General features: G+C 57.3%; 10 protein-coding genes and 1 pseudogene. 10 read left to right on the forward strand and 1 reads right to left on the reverse strand.

What is annotated here, in order from left to right; all coding sequences use genetic code 11:
* Positions 1–489: 489 nt before the first annotated feature.
* The 5 genes from JOF48_RS03990 to JOF48_RS04010 all read left to right on the forward strand — a co-directional run bounded on the left by JOF48_RS03990 (position 490) and on the right by JOF48_RS04010 (position 5,949).
* Positions 490–1,527, forward strand: a complete 1,038-nt coding sequence (locus JOF48_RS03990) for a LacI family DNA-binding transcriptional regulator (protein WP_209677519.1) — start codon at positions 490–492, stop codon at positions 1,525–1,527.
* 109 nt (positions 1,528–1,636) lie between these two features.
* Entirely contained in the window at positions 1,637–2,935 is a 1,299-nt protein-coding gene (locus JOF48_RS03995; RefSeq protein ID WP_209677521.1) for an ABC transporter substrate-binding protein, read from the forward strand.
* 97 nt (positions 2,936–3,032) lie between these two features.
* On the forward strand, positions 3,033–3,938 hold the full coding sequence (locus JOF48_RS04000; RefSeq protein WP_209677523.1) for a carbohydrate ABC transporter permease: 906 nt from the start codon (positions 3,033–3,035) through the stop codon (positions 3,936–3,938).
* On the forward strand, positions 3,935–4,816 hold the full coding sequence (locus JOF48_RS04005) for a carbohydrate ABC transporter permease (RefSeq protein ID WP_209677525.1): 882 nt from the start codon (positions 3,935–3,937) through the stop codon (positions 4,814–4,816). The genes JOF48_RS04000 and JOF48_RS04005 overlap by 4 nt, the downstream gene beginning before the upstream one ends.
* A 41-nt stretch (positions 4,817–4,857) precedes the next feature.
* Positions 4,858–5,949 (forward strand): glycoside hydrolase family 172 protein, encoded by a 1,092-nt coding sequence (locus JOF48_RS04010; protein ID WP_209677527.1) that lies wholly within the window; start codon positions 4,858–4,860, stop codon positions 5,947–5,949.
* 991 nt (positions 5,950–6,940) lie between these two features.
* Here the strand turns inward: JOF48_RS04010 and JOF48_RS04015 are convergent.
* The gene (locus tag JOF48_RS04015; protein WP_342591147.1) at positions 6,941–9,196 is read right to left on the reverse strand and encodes a helix-turn-helix domain-containing protein; all 2,256 of its coding nucleotides are present in this window, start codon (positions 9,194–9,196) and stop codon (positions 6,941–6,943) included.
* Between the two features lie 1,154 nt (positions 9,197–10,350).
* On the opposite strand from JOF48_RS04015, the pseudogene JOF48_RS19845 reads away from it, so the two are divergent.
* From JOF48_RS19845 to amaB, 5 genes and pseudogenes are all read left to right on the forward strand, one after another.
* A pseudogene (locus tag JOF48_RS19845) lies at positions 10,351–10,587 on the forward strand (GntR family transcriptional regulator); the annotation flags it as partial.
* 18 nt (positions 10,588–10,605) lie between these two features.
* Positions 10,606–11,016 (forward strand): GntR family transcriptional regulator, encoded by a 411-nt coding sequence (locus JOF48_RS19520; RefSeq protein WP_245346739.1) that lies wholly within the window; start codon positions 10,606–10,608, stop codon positions 11,014–11,016.
* Between the two features lie 1,102 nt (positions 11,017–12,118).
* Positions 12,119–13,309: an NAD(P)/FAD-dependent oxidoreductase gene (locus JOF48_RS04025; RefSeq protein ID WP_209677532.1), complete on the forward strand. Its 1,191-nt coding sequence runs from the start codon at positions 12,119–12,121 to the stop codon at positions 13,307–13,309.
* 63 nt (positions 13,310–13,372) lie between these two features.
* Positions 13,373–14,773: a 2-oxoadipate dioxygenase/decarboxylase gene (hglS, locus tag JOF48_RS04030; RefSeq protein WP_209677535.1), complete on the forward strand. Its 1,401-nt coding sequence runs from the start codon at positions 13,373–13,375 to the stop codon at positions 14,771–14,773.
* Between the two features lie 49 nt (positions 14,774–14,822).
* On the forward strand, positions 14,823–16,352 hold the full coding sequence (gene amaB / locus JOF48_RS04035; RefSeq protein ID WP_209677537.1) for an L-piperidine-6-carboxylate dehydrogenase: 1,530 nt from the start codon (positions 14,823–14,825) through the stop codon (positions 16,350–16,352).
* Positions 16,353–16,412: the final 60 nt, after the last annotated feature.

A 16,412-nucleotide genomic window follows, 5' to 3' on the forward strand; every position in this document is an offset into this window, starting at 1 on the left:
GGCTTCGCGGCCTCAAGCATCGCCAATCAGCCATCACTTCCGCCCTCACCAGAACAGCGAAGCCGCAACTTCAACCCACCCTAAACTCACACCATTATTTTACCGGTAATGGCAGCATACGGCCGAGTATCAGCTGGGCTGACAACCAACCACTAGCACTTTGGCATTGCGAACGCCCATTCCGCTGCCCGTCGCTCGGGCCGCAGGCGTGTGGATGCCCACCGAACCAAAGGGTATCCAGGATGCTATGGCAGGAAACATCCGCATGCCCGATTCCGCATCACTACCCCAAAACAAGACGGCACCATCTGATCAACAACCATTTCAGGCATGGGACAAGGCCCTAATACCACCTGACGAACGTTACTCAATTGCGTAACGATTGAGTAACGTCATTTGCGTCAACTCGTTTGACGAGATCAAGGTTACATCAATCGTTTGCAGTCAAGAGTCAAACGTTTACATAGACCTTGAAGGAGCGTGCACGTCATGTCACTTGTGACACTGAAAGACATTGCCATCGAAGTTGGTGTGTCAATCTCCGCAGTGTCACTCGTTCTGAACGGCCGCGGTGAAGGCCGAGTTAATGCAAAGGTCGCTGCCCGGATCCAGACTGTTGCCGATGATCTTGGCTACGTCCCAAACCTCCTTGCCCGTGGTCTCAAGACTAAACACTCGCTAACCATTGGATTGTTGGCAGACGGGGTGGCATCAACCTCCTTTGCTGGTTCTATGGTTACAGGCGCCCAGACAGCTGCGGCCGAGTTCGGCTATCTTCTAATGCTTATAGACACGGTGGGCATGACCGGGCTGGAAACTCCGGCGGTCAAGGCACTCCTACAGAGGAATATCGAAGGGCTCATCGTGGCTCCCGATTACCACAGTCATGTAAAGCTGCCACGGGTACCACGATCGATGCCGATTGTTGTACTCGACGGACGGCCCGCTCAGGGAGAGGCCGACGCTGATTGGGTTGTGCCGGATGAGGTAGGAGGCGCTGCTACCGCAACACGTCGCCTCCTTCAGGCCGGACACCGTCGTATTGCCATGTGCAACTTGGATGATGAGCGTTACATCGCGTCATCACTTCGCAGGCAGGGCTACGAGGAGGCGATCCGTGATGCTGGGCTCGTACCCGATCCGTCACTGCACGTGACTTGTGCGGAGCTTAGTGCCGAGGCCGCGCGTGCCATGGCGCTGGAGCTCCTTCAAAGGGCAGATCGACCCACAGCTGTTTTTTGCTTTTCGGACAGATTGGCTTTTGGGGTGTATCAGGCCGCAGCCCAAATAGGGCTCAGCATCCCCGAGGACCTGTCCATCGTCGGCTTTGACAACCATCCCTTCGTGGCTGAAAGTCTCCTACCGGGTCTTACAACCATCCAACTGCCACACTATGCCATGGGCGATTGGGCGGCCCGTTGCCTAATCCGACGCAGCCAACACAGCCAAGAATCCATTCAGCCTGTTTCGTACCTTGCTGCCTGCCCACTCGTGGAACGCGGTTCAGTCGCACCACCAGCTGCCTGACAAAACATCTCCATTCACAAACCCCTAACTCTTTCATAGCGAGCGCTATGAACCTTCGCCGAGCCCATAAACGGGACTGCCGGCAACTACCCAGAGAGGACCTCGCATCATGCGATCCATTTCCCGCCGTCAGGCCCTTGGAGGCCTTGGCGCACTCAGCCTCACAGCACTGACACTTACCGCTTGCAAAGCAGCGGGAGGTGGCAGCGACAAATTCACCATCCTGCAATATGAAGATCCCACCACTCCGCAGGGCCAGGGCTGGCAAAAGGCAGTCGAATTGTTCAAGGCCAAGCATCCAGACGTCACAGTCGACGTCCAGCAAACAAGCTTCGATGCTTTCAGGCAAAATGCCAAGATTCTCCTGAGCGGCAACACTGTCCCGGACGTAGTTGAGTTCAATAAGGGAAACGCCGATGGCGGGCAGCTTGCCTCTCAGGGACTGCTGGAGCCCCTCAATGATGCCGTGACCAAGTTCGGCTGGGATAAGAAGGTCAGCGGTTCGATGGCTGCCTTCGCGAAATATGACGAGGAAGGCAAAGCCGGCTCCGGTGACTGGTACGGAATTCCCAACGTCGGGGAATACGTCTACTTCTACTACAACAAGACCAAGTTCGCCAAGGCTGGCATTTCTGAGATTCCCACCGATCTCGCCTCCTTTGAGGACGCGATGGATAAGTTGCAAGCTGTCGGAGAGTTGCCCATTTCCAGTTCCGCCAGCACAAGCCAGGGATTCAACCAAATGTGGATCTGGTACTCCCTGGTATCGGCGGAAGCAAGCCGCAAGGATATCGACGATTTCATGTTTATTCGGGACCAGGTCAACTTCAATTCAGGCGCTTGGAAGGACGGAACCGAGCGTTTTCAGCAATGGATAGATAAGGGCTATATCGGCAGCCAGCTCGGCGGATTGTCCTTCGAACAGGCCACTGTCAACTTCTTGTCTGAAAAGGCGGCCATGCTCCCTTGGAATAACGGCATGTTCGCCCGTATCCGCGAAGACGCCTCTTTCGACTGGGGATTCTTCATCATGCCAGGCGCCCAACTTTCCATGGGATCATCCGGTCATCTTTGGGGAGTTCCCGCAAAATCGAAGAACAAAGATCTCGCCTACGACTGGATCGAGACCACGCTAAGTCCAGAAGTCCAGAACCTGATAGGTCAGAAAGGCGGACTACCACTAGCTGGGGACACCGAAACCATTTCCGATCCACTCACAAAAGAGTTGACCGAAAGGTTCGACGAAGTCGTCAAGGCTGACACTCTGTCCTTCTACCCCGACTACCCCGTGCCAGGATTCTTGGACTTCATTCAAAACCATATGCAGGCGATGTCGAACAAGAACGAATCGGCCGACGAGTACTTGGACGCACTCCAAGAGTTCTACGACAAAGGCACCAAGGACTAGCACCGCCAGCGTCGGGGTGGAACTCCCCTCCTTGCCCCGACTACCCACTCAATCTGGACACTCTAACGAACTAACGAACTAACGATTGGATTCTGCCGTGAGCAAAGGACTGGCGCCAACATTGCGCCGACCGAGCGGCTACTGGCTATACCTGTTGCCGATCTTCATCGGCTTCCTGGCCGTGGTCGCCGTCCCATTCGGGACCAACATCTATTTCTCGTTCTTCCGGTGGAAGGGCGGGGCAGCGCCCATGCATTGGAATGGCCTCAACAACTACTCCACGCTGCTTGCCGATACCGAATTTTGGAACTCTCTGCGTAATTCGATCTTCATGGTCATCGCCATCGTCATCATTCCCACCGTGATCGGCCTCCTGCTGGCGGCACTATTGACAGACACTATCGGCCGGCGCTTTGGGCCACGGATAGCCAGCTTCTTGAGGGCGACCTACTACCTCCCACAAATCCTTCCCATAGCAGTCGCAGGCTTCATGTGGAGCTGGATTCTAGACCCTGCGAATGGCGCCATCAACACTCTCCTGCACTCACTTGGCATGGATGGCCCAGACTGGCTGGGAAATCCCGATCTGGCCATCTACTCAGTCATGCTAATGCTCATCTGGCTGCAAATCGGGTACCCCCTAGTAATTTTCATGGCGGCACTTTCGAGAGTGGATCCAGAACTCTACGAGGCAGCGGCCCTGGACGGTGCGGGTAAGTGGCGACAATTCGTCGCCATCTCCATGCCAACCATCCGACCGGAAACGTTCATTGTGGTGCTGACAGCCACCGTGGCAGCCCTGAAAGTCTTTGCACCGATCCTGATACTCACCGGCGGAGGACCAGAAGGATCCACCGTAGTGCCGTCGTTCTATGCCTACCGCAACTTTTTTGAACTCTCACAAGTAGGCTACGGCTCCGCAATTTCCACCGTAATGGCCCTAGTTATCTTCGCCATAGCAGCGCTCATGCTGTGGTGGCAACGTAGGCAGGAAATAAGATGATTACCACCAAATTCGTCAATGGTGTTCGAACCAAGCACAAAGGCCGCCACCCCAAACATCGGACAGTTAATGAATGGCTACTTCTAGCCGTCGCTGTACTCTGCGGCATAGCTGTTTTTGCACCCTTCGGGCTAATTATTCTCAATGCCTTCAAGTCCTCCAAAGATTATTCAAGCAACGGACCGCTAAGTTGGCCCACATCAATTTCGTTTGATGCCTTCGTGGACTATCTGGGGCGGGTCGACTTTCCCCAAGCGCTCTGGAACTCCCTGCTGATTTCCACACTTGTGGCAGTCATCGCTGTCACTCTTTCGCTAATGAGTGCTTACCCGCTAGGAGTCGGGCGAGTGAAATCAAGCGGAATGGTCCTGGCCGTCCTGCTGGTTGCCACCATGCTTCCTCACGAATCCTTGATCTACCCGCTCTTCTACGGCGCACAGGCCACAGGAACTTTCAACACCGTGTGGAGCGTCATCATAGTATTCTCCGTCCTGCAAGCAGCCTACGGAACCTACCTGCTGTCCAGCGTCATGGGAGCCATCCCCAAAGAACTAATCGAAGCGGCACAACTTGACGGCGCCGGCCGATGGCAAATCCTATGGAAAGTGCTGGTTCCAATCCTAAAACCAAGCCTCTCCGTACTTGTGGTGTTCTTCTTCATCTGGACCTGGAACGAATTCTACATACCCGTAGTACTGCTATCCGACCAATCCTCCCAAACAATACCCATCGCCCTCGCCACCCTCCGCGGACAACACAACATCGACATCACAGTACTCAACGCAGGCTCCCTCCTGTCATTAGTACCCACCCTTGTCTTTTTCCTCCTCTTCCAACGAACCCTGGTGCGCGGCGTCGCAGCAGGGGCAGTCAAATAGCTTTCACGACCAATTCCCCATCAACGAAAGGCAACATCATCATGACCATCTCATGGGCCATCCAGCCCCCAGGCGTCAGCAGCCGATCCATCAACGCTGAAAACTTCACTGGAGAGTCAGGCCAGGGCGCCAAAGCTTCCTCCAAGCTGGGCCCAGGACGAAAAGGCTCCGCATGGGTCAACATCCCACCAGGTGAAACAGCAATCCTGGCCGACATTAAAGGGACAGGAGTCATCCGGCACATTTGGATGACAGTAACGGACAAGACAGACCACGGACCTTTCGTGCTTCGCGACCTTGTACTTCGCATGTACTGGGACGGTTCAGAAACTCCCAGCGTCGAAGTCCCTCTGGGCGACTTCTTCTGCAACGGATTTGCGCAACGAGCTCTTGTCACCTCCGAACCCATCGTCGTAGCACCCACAGGCGGAATGAACAGCTTCATTCCGATGCCATTCCGAGATGGCGCCCGCATCACCGTCGAGAACCAGCACGGAGGAGAACTGACACATTTCTTCTACCAGATCGACTACACACTGGGCGACGACGTAGCCGACGCGATGTATTTCCACGCCCAGTGGCGCCGCTCTAACGGAAACCTCCCACTCGGAGAAGATCATGTAATTCTGGACGGTGTAGAAGGCAAGGGCACCTACCTAGGTACCTACGTAGGCATCGCCTCTCTACAGCGCTATTGGTGGGGGGAAGGAGAGGTCAAATTCTATGTAGATGACGACACAGAAAACCCCACGCTTTGTAGCACTGGGCTTGAGGACTACGCAGGAGGCGCCTGGGCTTTCCAAGACGAACTACGCAGCGACCCCGAACCCAAAGTCCTCACATTCAACGCACCTTATTTCGGCTACCCATTCCACGAGACAGTCGATCGAACCAAGGGCGCGCCCTTCCACCCCGGGATGCCCCCCATGCATGGCGTCTACCGTTGGCACATCCCCGATCCCATCTACTTCCAAGAGCGACTTCGGGTAACTGTTCAACAGATCGGAACCTGGGACCACGGAGGACTGTTCGAACGCAGCGACGACATCAGTAGCACCGCCTACTGGTACCAGGACAGCGTGAACCAGGATCTTCCTGAACTCCTTCCCGCCGAACAACGGTGGCCACGGTAGGTCTTGGCCTCCCCTACCTATACACAACCTGGCGCGGAACCCACGCCGGGCAAGGTCTCTCATACCTGCCGCTACTACCCATGAAGTTTGGGTTGCGGAGACTAATAGCGACCTCGAGCACCTAGGGAACACACGACCGGAAATCCAGCTATAAAAAGCAGAGGAGCCAGTCACCTAGGGCTCACATTCAACCTGTTATGGAGAAGCAGCCCTGGACTCTGGACGAGTCCAGGGCTGCTTTGTGCAGTCAGTCAGAGGGCCAGACAGTCCTCTCGCCCAGCACTTCCAGGTACAGGCCTGGAGCTAGAGACAATCGAACCGAAACAGCCCGCGTTGGAGGGCTGGAATTTCAACCGCATGTAAATACCAACCAAAACTATCACCACATGTTAGAGCATGTTGAGTACTCAAAACCTCTCATTAGCTTTCAATAGCTAAGAGCCCCGCTGTCCCGTCAGGGTCAATTTCACGCTACCATTGGGGCGTTTTGACCTGTTTCTACATGGCGTGATTGCAGCAACAATAAGTGATACTAAATACTCTCCACTTTGCACTGATTAGGATGAGTTTTGTATGACGTGGCGGGAACTCCCGGCCGATTGCTGCTCGGCCTCGGGCATTGTCAGTCAGCCACCAATGTTGCTCTTCTCATTCTACTCTCGATACATCCTGAGCTGCCCGTTCTATTCTCACCGGGCTGATTTTCTTGTGGATCCGAGTGAACCCGATGATCTGGAGCATAATGCGGGCCATGCGCGAGTGAATGCCGCTTGCCCAAAATAGGCAATCGTGAAAACAGCGGCAATGCAGAGGAACAGTCCCCCAGCTGAATGCTGAAGGGTGGTTTGGGAAGCTATCGAAGTCCCCTCCGGTCACGGAGGATTCAACCTCTTTCACGGCTAGTATGAATTCACGTGCGGCCGGGTGTTTTCACGAGGCGGCTCGCAGCTGACCCCAGGACTCCGGTCATGGCGATTTAATACTTTTAGCATCATGCCTTGTTTTTGATGGCGTATTTGAGGATCAGGTTGGTGCCGGGGTAGCGGGTTTTGGTGTTGGTGAGGTGGTCGCAGAGTTCGGCGGCTGCCGCGGTTTTGGCTTTGGTCGGTAGCGGGTCCAGGGTGATTGTCAGGTGCCCGGGCTCGGCGGTGTCGATGTCGCCGGTCTGGTTAAACATCTGGCGCATGAGGGCGTGGGCTTCCTGGTTCGCGCGTTTGTAGCCGGTGTTGGTGCGGATCTCCCTCGCGATCGTCATCGCGGTGTTGTAGGCGGCCATCCGGATGCCGGTATGGATCAGCTTCGTCTCAGTATCCAGGACTTGTTGGCCCGGGTTCAGGTCCCCGAGGCGGAGCTTCGCCGGAATTCCCTGATGAACTTTTTCAGCAGCAATCAAGGCGTTTTCTGCTTCCCAGAGCGGTGCCATGGCCTGGTTGTGCATGTCATTGGTGACCGTGACAGTCAGTTCCTTGGAGCCTTCCGCCGGGGTTTTCAACGCCATCAAGTTGATATCAGCGATCGCGGCGGCCTCGGCATGGGCGTTGCGGGCGGCAACAACTTTTTGGTAGGCGCGGGCCTTCGCCGGTTCCGGCACCAAACGGTCCTCGTTGTCATCGGTGCTGGTGTAGGAGTCGTGTGAGTCGAGGGCGAAGTGCATGCGCGCATAGCGGAACTGGTTTTCCTGCCGCCACCGATTCCCCATCCGATACACGACCTCCCCAGCGCTCATGGTCCGGTCAGTGGTGAGGATGTGGATTTGCCGTGTGCCACCACCGGTGGTGCCCACGATCCGGCTGATCTGGCGGATACTGAAGACTTCACCGGTCTTCTTCGTGGTGTTCAGGGGCAGGTCAACGAGCGTGTCAGCGACCGACCAAGTCTTCTCTTCACCGTGCTCATCGGTGTAGGACACCTGGGCGAACAACTTTTCTTCGATGTCTTTGGTGGTGCCTTTGCGCCAGGTCAGCACATCAAAACCAGCACTATCCATGTGCTTGAACAAGGCGGGGGACCATCCTCCGCGATCGAAGCCGACCAACACGCGGCGGTCATCACCCACCGCTGTGCGCAGTTCCGGCAACAGGTCGCGGAGTTCGGCGGCCAGGGACGCACCGGGTGCGGCCATGACGACGAAGACCGGCGAACCGTGCGCGTCGGTGACCCAGGTTTCCTCGGTCGCCGGGACCGGGAACTTCAACCTCGTGGAGTAGAGCTTCCCGATCTTTTTCGTGCCCTGGTAGGCGCGCACATGACCATCAACATAGAGGATCGCTGACAGGTCCTCACCACCGGAACCGGTGCCGGCCAGATGGTGTTTGGCGAGGGCGGCGATCAGTTCCCCGGCTTTGCCCGTTTCGGCAAGTTGGCTGATCCGGCGGCGGATGGTTTTCACTTCAGGTGCCCGATCCAACCCCAACACCCGACCAAGCTCTTCTGGGTTGAAGCGTGTGGCGCCTTCGGCGCGGGCTTCCCCAGCCAATGCCCGCAGCACACTATCAATCAGGATCGTTTCGAGGCCGTAAAACCCATTCGGCAAGGACCCGTACACTTCCCTCGCACAGCTGATCAGGCCGGTGGTTTCCAGGGCGGGGAAAGCCAGAAACAGTCCGGCATGGCGAACACGGGCGGCCGGGGAAAACACCGGGACCGCGCACTCAAGGAGCCCGGCAGCAGCACGCTCGGCAGTGCGTGGTGCCGGGGATGGAAAGAGCGGCAGCTCAGGCTGCGGTGCTGGTACTGGTGTTGATTTCAGAGTTTCAGACTCGGGGGCTGCTGCTTCTGTGGCAGCTTGTTCGGCAGCGATTTTCAGGGCACGGCGGACACTGAACTCCGAGACGCCAACCATGTTGCCGACGGCCTGCTGGGACAGGCCGGAGCTGCGCAGTTCCACGATCTGGGCGATGACAGTGTCGCTGAGTCTGGATGCCTTCTTCGGGCCCTTCTTTTCCGGCACCAACGCAGCAATGCCACCGACGGCCGCCCGCTGGACCCATTTCCACACCGCCACCGAGGAAACTCCGAAAGCGGCCGCGATCTGCGTCTGGGAGGCCGCACCCAAACGCACCAATTTCACTGCCGCCCACCGACGTGCTGCAGCGTCTTCGGCATCCCACACGTCACACAGTTGCCCGCGAATATAGACTTCCCCGCCACGGTCGTTCTCCACCAGGGACACCGCCAAGCCCACCGACACGGCAACAGGATCCATCGTCACAGGCAGGGGAAGTTGAGCAGTCATAAAAACCATCATTTCACCCCTCGATAGACGACAAAACTCTAACTCTATTTTATCGTATCGTGGCCAAAATTAACAGCCCTTCAGCCACTCAAAACCCCTGAAAATCAACGAACTTCAAATGCCTGCCCCCAACCATGACCGGAGCCCTGGACCCGGGAAGCAATCTATTGACCGCTTTCCGCGAAATAGCCATGCCATGCTATCGGCAGCAGCAACCGATTGGCGTCCGTGAGCAAAGTAATCCATTCCGGGCCATCACCACCCGGCAGTCAAGTACCCATCAGGTACCGCTGCACGCGTAAACTCGCGTCAACCAGCAGGCAAATTCATTCGAAAGTCATCCACGAACCCAGCCAATCAAGTGCCCATCTGGCAGGAATCGTATTCATTGGCCACGGCTGTCTAGAAGAGGTTTTCCGTAGCAGGCGTGAGGCGATCGGGTAGCGGTTACGGGGAGATCGGGTCAAACGCAGGAGCCCCGGTGTCTCGGATACAGCCGGGTCCTGTGTCAACCATGTGACGAGGATAAACACCAACTACGCGGATGTAACTTCGTGGACTACCGGCACCAACTAGGGCTATCCGCCAGGGAAAATGCGCCCCGTTTCATGGCGTTCCTGTGGAAGTTCGCAATCATGATCCCGCGGCTCGCAAGGTGAAACATACTCTACCGACGTCACCCGTGGCGCACGCACCGACTGTCACCCGCCATCAAACTTGCGGGCCATTTAGCATCCAGCCGACCTTGGAGACGCCTTTGGATAGGCCCAAGAGCGGCTGTTTCACCGGCCCCATCCATTTGGCGGCGGCTGCGACCCGCAATTCACCCACGCGCAAAGGGCGGACTGCATGAAGGTAGCTAAACAAATAGGGCGTGATCCTCTAGGTCCCGCGGTCTTCAGCATGGCGCGGATCCCGACGGCTAGAAATTAGACCCAGCGCAGGCCACACAAGGCCCGACTCGTCGATTGATTACAAAATAAGTTGACCAGCCACCGCTTTGCGTGATATACAATCGATAGTCCATGACTCAGAGAGTTCCGCGGACAGGCACCCCTCGACTAAGTACGAACAGTTAAGGCCACCCACTCGCACGGAGGCCTTTCGTTAGCCTGAAGGAAGCGACTTAATATGTTAAATAAGACCACCACCAACGGACGTATCAAATGACTGGTCCTCAGTATCCTGCGGTAGGCATTCCCGACTTGGGAGACAGCCGACCAACACTCAAAGACGAAGCGGGCTCCATAGTCCGTCGCGCACTTATGTCTGGGGCTATGCAGCCAGGTAAGATCTACTCCGCAAACGCCCTGGCTATCCAACTTGGAGTGTCAAACAGTCCAGTTCGCGAAGCAATGATGGCACTGAGCGAAAAAGGACTACTCGAAGTAGTCCGAAACCGGGGATTCCGTGTCGTAGAGATGAGCGCAGAAGACCAACGGGAGATTTACGGCCTTCGCCTATTGATCGAAGTCACCGCTGTCGGCCGCGTCGCCGAACAAGGCATCTCCGCGGACGATGGTAAACAGTTGTCTGCCATGGCAAAGGCAACTCTAGCGGCCGCCAATCCAAATACCATGGATGACTACCTCGAACTTGACCACGAATTTCACCTATCCATTGTGCGACTATTGGGCAGCCCCCGCTTGTCCAAGATCGTCGAGAACCTTCGGGATCAAAGCCGGGTTAGCGGCTCCTATCATCTTGCCGAGCGCGGACTAATCGCTATCAGCGCAGCAGAACATGCCCCCATCCTTTCCGGACTGATCGCCGGCGATCGAAAACTAGTTGAGTCACTCATGACCAAACACCTCAGCTATTCATTGCCCTAAACTGCACGGTCGTGGCTCTTGAGAAACGAACTAGCGCAGACATTTATGACTTTTCATCACAAGAATTTCGAATGTCCCCCTGCATCTACGCATACTGCTGGAAATCACGAATAGGTTACCGGCACCCCGTCGATAGCCTCTGGCCGTAACGTTGGTACATTCATCTGGTATGTCACCCCGTGGGCGTCAACAACCGAGCGGCTCCAGGCACGGTTTCCGGCCTACCGCGCTCTCAGGCCCTTCGGTCAATCAGATGTGTCAGATGCAATATCCGAAGACACCACCGGCCTGACTATCGGAGCTCGTACCTCATAGTCGGGCGGGCCCGGGGAGCCGGGGAGCGCCGCGGTTTGAATTGAACACCCATCGGCACATGCCCGGCCACGGCCCTCCGAACAAGCACCGGAGCAGCAGGCTCAGCTCACCCAGTACAGCCATGGGATCAGCCCTCCAATGTCATTCAGATTCTTCAGATAGTCGCGCAGTGCTCCCCGCCGAGAATGGACCTGCGTCGCGCGCACCCATCAGGCTGGCGCCTGCCAAACGGTGAGCGTCAGCATAGGGTTCACAGTGCCCAATACCCTCGATGGGGAAGCTAGGATCCGTTTCCCCCATGACAGCCCTTGATGCCACAGCCAGCAAGCAGCTGGTCCATAGGGCCAAGACTCTCGCCCCGAAACCTTCCTGGGTACTGAAACGCATCGAGTTCGCAATGGCCGTCTACGATACCGGCTCCTGGGACGCGCGAAGCCACCTCTCCGCGCGTCCATAAGCGATGACACGATGAACCGAGCTTTGCTTTCAGTGATGGGCGAATACCAGGCAGAAAGGGCGACGGCGGGAGCGACCATTGAATCCACGCCACGAGCGCCCGCATGAACAAGCCGGTGAATGAATGAACTCCAACACCATGGACCCGCCGGGCCCGGCACAACATTGCGTCAGAGACTCCGCCCCACCAGGCCGTCGCACAGAAAGTCATTTGTCAACTTACTTGACGTAGCTCACATCCTGCCTCATGATGGTTGTATATAACCCGTTACCGATAGTTGCTACCCGCAGGGCGGTGGGTACGACATCCGCGCCTGAGACAGGATGATCAATGTCAAATGTGGTCTCGCTACAGCTCCCCCCCGGAACCAAACAACCCTCACACGCGGATGTCGTCATCATCGGTGGAGGCATCATGGGAACCAGCATCGCATTTCATCTTGCCGAAGCCGGTGTTCGCAACATAGTAATTGTTGACCGGTCCGAGCTCGGAGCAGGGTCATCCTCGAAGCCGCTCGGCGGCGTGAGAGCAACATTTTCAGACCCCGCCAACATAGTCTTGGGCCAACGTAGCCTCGCCGCGTTTGACACTTTCCAGCAACGCTTCGCTACGGACATTGGTTTGCGCAAGGTCGGATACCTCTTCCTGTGCCGCAGTGAGTCAGAAATGCTGGACTGCGAGCGAAGCACCATCATCCAAAACGGTCTGGGCGGGGACAGTCGAATGGTTTCCCCCGCTGAAGCAATAGGGATCAACCCCTTCTTGAGCCAGGACGCACTCATGGGCGCTTCCTACTCACCTAATGACGGATTTGCCGAGCCCGGGAAGGTCGTAAGGGCATACGCCGATGCGGCGGCCGCCCTTGGCGTGCGCATTCTTGAACACACGGAAGTCATGGATGTCGGCACGACCGGCGCAAGCATAAGTTCAGTGACCACTAATCGCGGCACTATTAGGACAGAAGCAGTAATTTGTTGCGCCGGCGCCTGGTCTCGCCGCATTGGTGCAATGGCTGACGTCAGTCTCCCTGTAGTACCGTTGCGGCGCCAGATCGGCATCACCCGTCAAATGAGCACCCCCATGCCCACCGTGCCGTTCACGTTGGACCTGTCGACCACCATGTACTTCCACAACTACCGCAACGGCATGCTGCTCGGCATCTCCAACACCAACCAGGAGCCTGGGTTTGACCGGGACTTCACACATGAATGGCTGCCCGAATTTACTGCTGCAGCCCGAGTGTGTGCGCCTGCACTGGCTGAACCGGATCTTGAAGGTGGATGGGCCGGGCTATATGAGAACACTCCCGATCACAACGCACTCATCGGCACGTCTCAGTCCGTCGAAGGGTTCTACTACGCCACCGGATTCTCCGGCCATGGATTCCTGCAAGGACCTGCAGTTGGGGAACTTATTCGAGACCTCTATCTAGGCCGGGAATCCTTCATGGACCACACATCGTTTTCCGCAGAACGCTTCGAAACGGCCGAGCATCGCATTCAAGAAGTCCACATCATTTAGAGCGGGACCCGTGACACCCGGCAATCTAATATCATCAGCAAATTTATCGAAAGGAACCATGCAATGACTGCCCTTGAAACGTGGGAGCTTCGAGCCGAGTTCGCTAGTCGGCTCTCCATCATGTACGGGCAGGAAGTGCCTGCCTACAACACGCTCGTCGATGTTTCCACGGAAGTGAATGAAGCCTATGTCGCCAAACATGGCGCCGAAGCTGAACGGTTGGGCAGCATTTCACGCGTCACGGCCGAGCGCCATGGTGCCATCCGCGTAGGATCACCGAAGGAAATGGCCCAGGTTGCTCGCATCTTTGCAGCTTTTGGCATGTACCCGGTGGGGTTCTATGACCTTCGCGACGCATCCTCAAGTTCAGTGCCTGTTATTTCGACGGCGTTCCGGCCCATTGACAAGGACGAGCTGGCAAGGAATCCGTTCCGCGTCTTCACGTCCATGCTTGCAGCGGAGGATCCGAGATTCTTTGACTCTGAGGTGCGCGCCGAGCTGGCCGAATTCATCGGGGCACGCAACCTGTTTGGAGAGGACCTGCTGACCCTGGCCGACAAGGCCACGGCCAGTGCCGGGCTTGACCCGGACGACGCGGAGAGACTGCTCGACCTTGCCACCGCCGCCTTTGAACTCTCGGGTGAGCCCGTGGACTACGAGTGGTACAAGAAGCTGGAAGCCATCTCGGCTGTGGCCTCCGACATCGGCGGCGTTTCCACAACACACATCAACCACCTCACGCCACGTGTCTTGGACATCGACGATCTCTACGAGCGCATGCAGGCCCGCGGAATTACGATGATCGATGAAATCCAAGGGCCACCGAACTGGGGTGGACCGGACGTCCTCCTTCGCCAAACTTCCTTTCGGGCACTAGGCGAAAATCGAGTATTCCGGTACGCAGACGGTTCCACCGATGAAGGCGAACTGCGGGTGCGCTTCGGCGAAGTTGAGGCACGCGGCATTGCCCTGACAGTGGGCGGGCGCGACCTCTATGACCGTATGGTGGCCGAGTCTGATGCCAGGCTCGCAGCAGCCCCCGAAGGCACGACCCGCGTCGAGGCAGCCGCCATGGTGTGGGCCGAGAACCTTCCGCTCACCGAGAAAGAGCTGGCCTTGCAGGGCCTGGCCTATTTCACCTACGGGCTCGATGAAGGGCAGCTGCGCCAAAAGGATTTGGCCAGCCCGGTCACCTTGGCCAGCCTGGTCGAAGCCGGTATTGCTGTGCCGGAACCAATCGTTTATGAAGACTTCCTCCCCCGCTCCGCTGCGGGAATCTTCCAGTCAAATTTGACCGAGGAAGGCTCCAAGGACGAAGAGCAGATCGGAACCAACTACGACATCCACCAGATGTCAAAGATTGTCGGGACGACGGTCCATGACCCCAACGATCTTTACCAACGCCAACAGGAGGACTCCATTGCGGCCCTCGCTAGTCGCCTCAACGTCACCATCACCCAGTAGCCCCATCCACAAACCATCAAGACCAACCAACCAACCGTAGGAGATCACGATGCCTGAAACTCTGACCCAGACGTCCGAAATTGCAACAATGGTTCGAACCTCACTCGAAGCCTGCGGCGTCAATATTGATGCTCTCGGCGGCCCCCACGAGGCTTCTTCACCCCTCACCGGCGAAGTGCTGATGAACCTTCCGGTCAACTCGGCCACGGACATCCACACCATGATCGGGCAGGCCCACGAGGCGTTCAAAACGTGGCGCGATGTTCCGGCTCCGGTTCGCGGCAATCTGGTCAAACGCTGGGGTGAGCTGCTGACCGAGCACAAGGAAGACCTGGCCAATATCGTGACCGCAGAGGCGGGTAAGATACGGTCTGAGGCCCTGGGCGAAGTGCAGGAAATGATCGACATCTGCGATTTCGCCGTCGGTCTTTCCCGCCAACTCTATGGCAAGACTATGCCGTCGGAGCGTCCAGGCCACCGACTGATGGAGACGTGGCACCCGCTCGGTGTCGTTGGCGTCATCTCCGCCTTCAATTTCCCCGTTGCCGTCTACTCCTGGAATACGGCGGTGGCCCTTGTCTGCGGCGACACCATTGTGTGGAAGCCGTCCGGGATGACGCTGCTCAGCGCGCTGGCAGCTGATGCCCTGCTGGCCCGTGCTGCGAAAGATGTTGGTGCGCCGGAGAATCTGCACAAGCTCGTCATGGCCGACCGCGATGGCGGGCAACTGATTGTCGATGACCCCCGGGTTGCCCTGCTCTCCGCCACCGGGTCAGTCCGGATGGGGCAGGAAGTCGCCCCCCGGGTGGCACAGCGTTTCGGCCGCGCGCTCCTTGAACTGGGCGGTAACAACGCGGCCATCGTCACGCCGTCGGCCGACCTGGATCTGGCTTTGCGCGGGATCGTATTCGCCGCTGTTGGAACCGCCGGGCAGCGCTGCACATCAATGCGTCGCCTGATTGTCCACGAGTCGATTGTCGACGAACTGACGGCCAAACTGGTCGGCGCCTATGCGACGCTTCGCATCGGCACTCCCCTGGATGAGGAGAACCTGATCGGCCCGCTGATCAACAAGGCCAGCTTCGAGGGAATGCAGAACGCCATCAAGGCGGCCCAGGATCAAGGCGGCACTGTCCTGTGCGGTGGCCGCCGTGTCAACGCTGACGCCGAGCCCGGCGCCTACTATGTTGAACCGGCAATCGTGCGCATGCCCGCACAGACTGCCGTCGTCAAGGACGAAACGTTTGCACCACTGCTCTATGTCATGACCTACACCGATTTTGACGACGCCGTTGCCCTGCAAAATGATGTTCCGCAGGGACTGTCGTCCGCTGTGTTCACTAACGACCACGCCGAGGCTGAACGCTTTATGTCTGCCAGTGGCTCGGACTGTGGCATTGCCAATGTCAACATCGGCACCTCGGGAGCTGAGATTGGTGGGGCCTTCGGTGGCGAAAAGGAAACCGGTGGTGGTCGTGAGTCAGGCACCGACTCATGGAAGACCTACATGCGCCAGGCAACCAACACCGTCAACTTCTCAGGCCAGCTCCCGTTGGCCCAGGGCGTGAAATTCCTCTAGTATCCGCACGGTGTCGGTGCTGGCATATCCTGCCGGCACCGACACGGACCACCCCGTTAC

The sequence above is a fragment of the Arthrobacter stackebrandtii genome (assembly GCF_017876675.1).
GTDB lineage: Bacteria > Actinomycetota > Actinomycetes > Actinomycetales > Micrococcaceae > Specibacter > Specibacter stackebrandtii.

What these genes read in the sequence shown, in the direction of transcription:
- JOF48_RS03990 (WP_209677519.1), top strand. Translation starts at nt 490, where the DNA reads ATGTCACTTGTGACACTGAAAGACATTGCCATCGAAGTTGGTGTGTCA.
- JOF48_RS03995 (WP_209677521.1), top strand. Translation starts at nt 1,637, where the DNA reads ATGCGATCCATTTCCCGCCGTCAGGCCCTTGGAGGCCTTGGCGCACTC.
- JOF48_RS04005 (WP_209677525.1), top strand. Translation starts at nt 3,935, where the DNA reads ATGATTACCACCAAATTCGTCAATGGTGTTCGAACCAAGCACAAAGGC.
- JOF48_RS04010 (WP_209677527.1), top strand. Translation starts at nt 4,858, where the DNA reads ATGACCATCTCATGGGCCATCCAGCCCCCAGGCGTCAGCAGCCGATCC.
- JOF48_RS04015 (WP_342591147.1), bottom strand. Translation starts at nt 9,196, where the DNA reads ATGATGGTTTTTATGACTGCTCAACTTCCCCTGCCTGTGACGATGGAT.
- JOF48_RS19520 (WP_245346739.1), top strand. Translation starts at nt 10,606, where the DNA reads ATGAGCGCAGAAGACCAACGGGAGATTTACGGCCTTCGCCTATTGATC.
- JOF48_RS04025 (WP_209677532.1), top strand. Translation starts at nt 12,119, where the DNA reads ATGTCAAATGTGGTCTCGCTACAGCTCCCCCCCGGAACCAAACAACCC.
- hglS (WP_209677535.1), top strand. Translation starts at nt 13,373, where the DNA reads ATGACTGCCCTTGAAACGTGGGAGCTTCGAGCCGAGTTCGCTAGTCGG.
- amaB (WP_209677537.1), top strand. Translation starts at nt 14,823, where the DNA reads ATGCCTGAAACTCTGACCCAGACGTCCGAAATTGCAACAATGGTTCGA.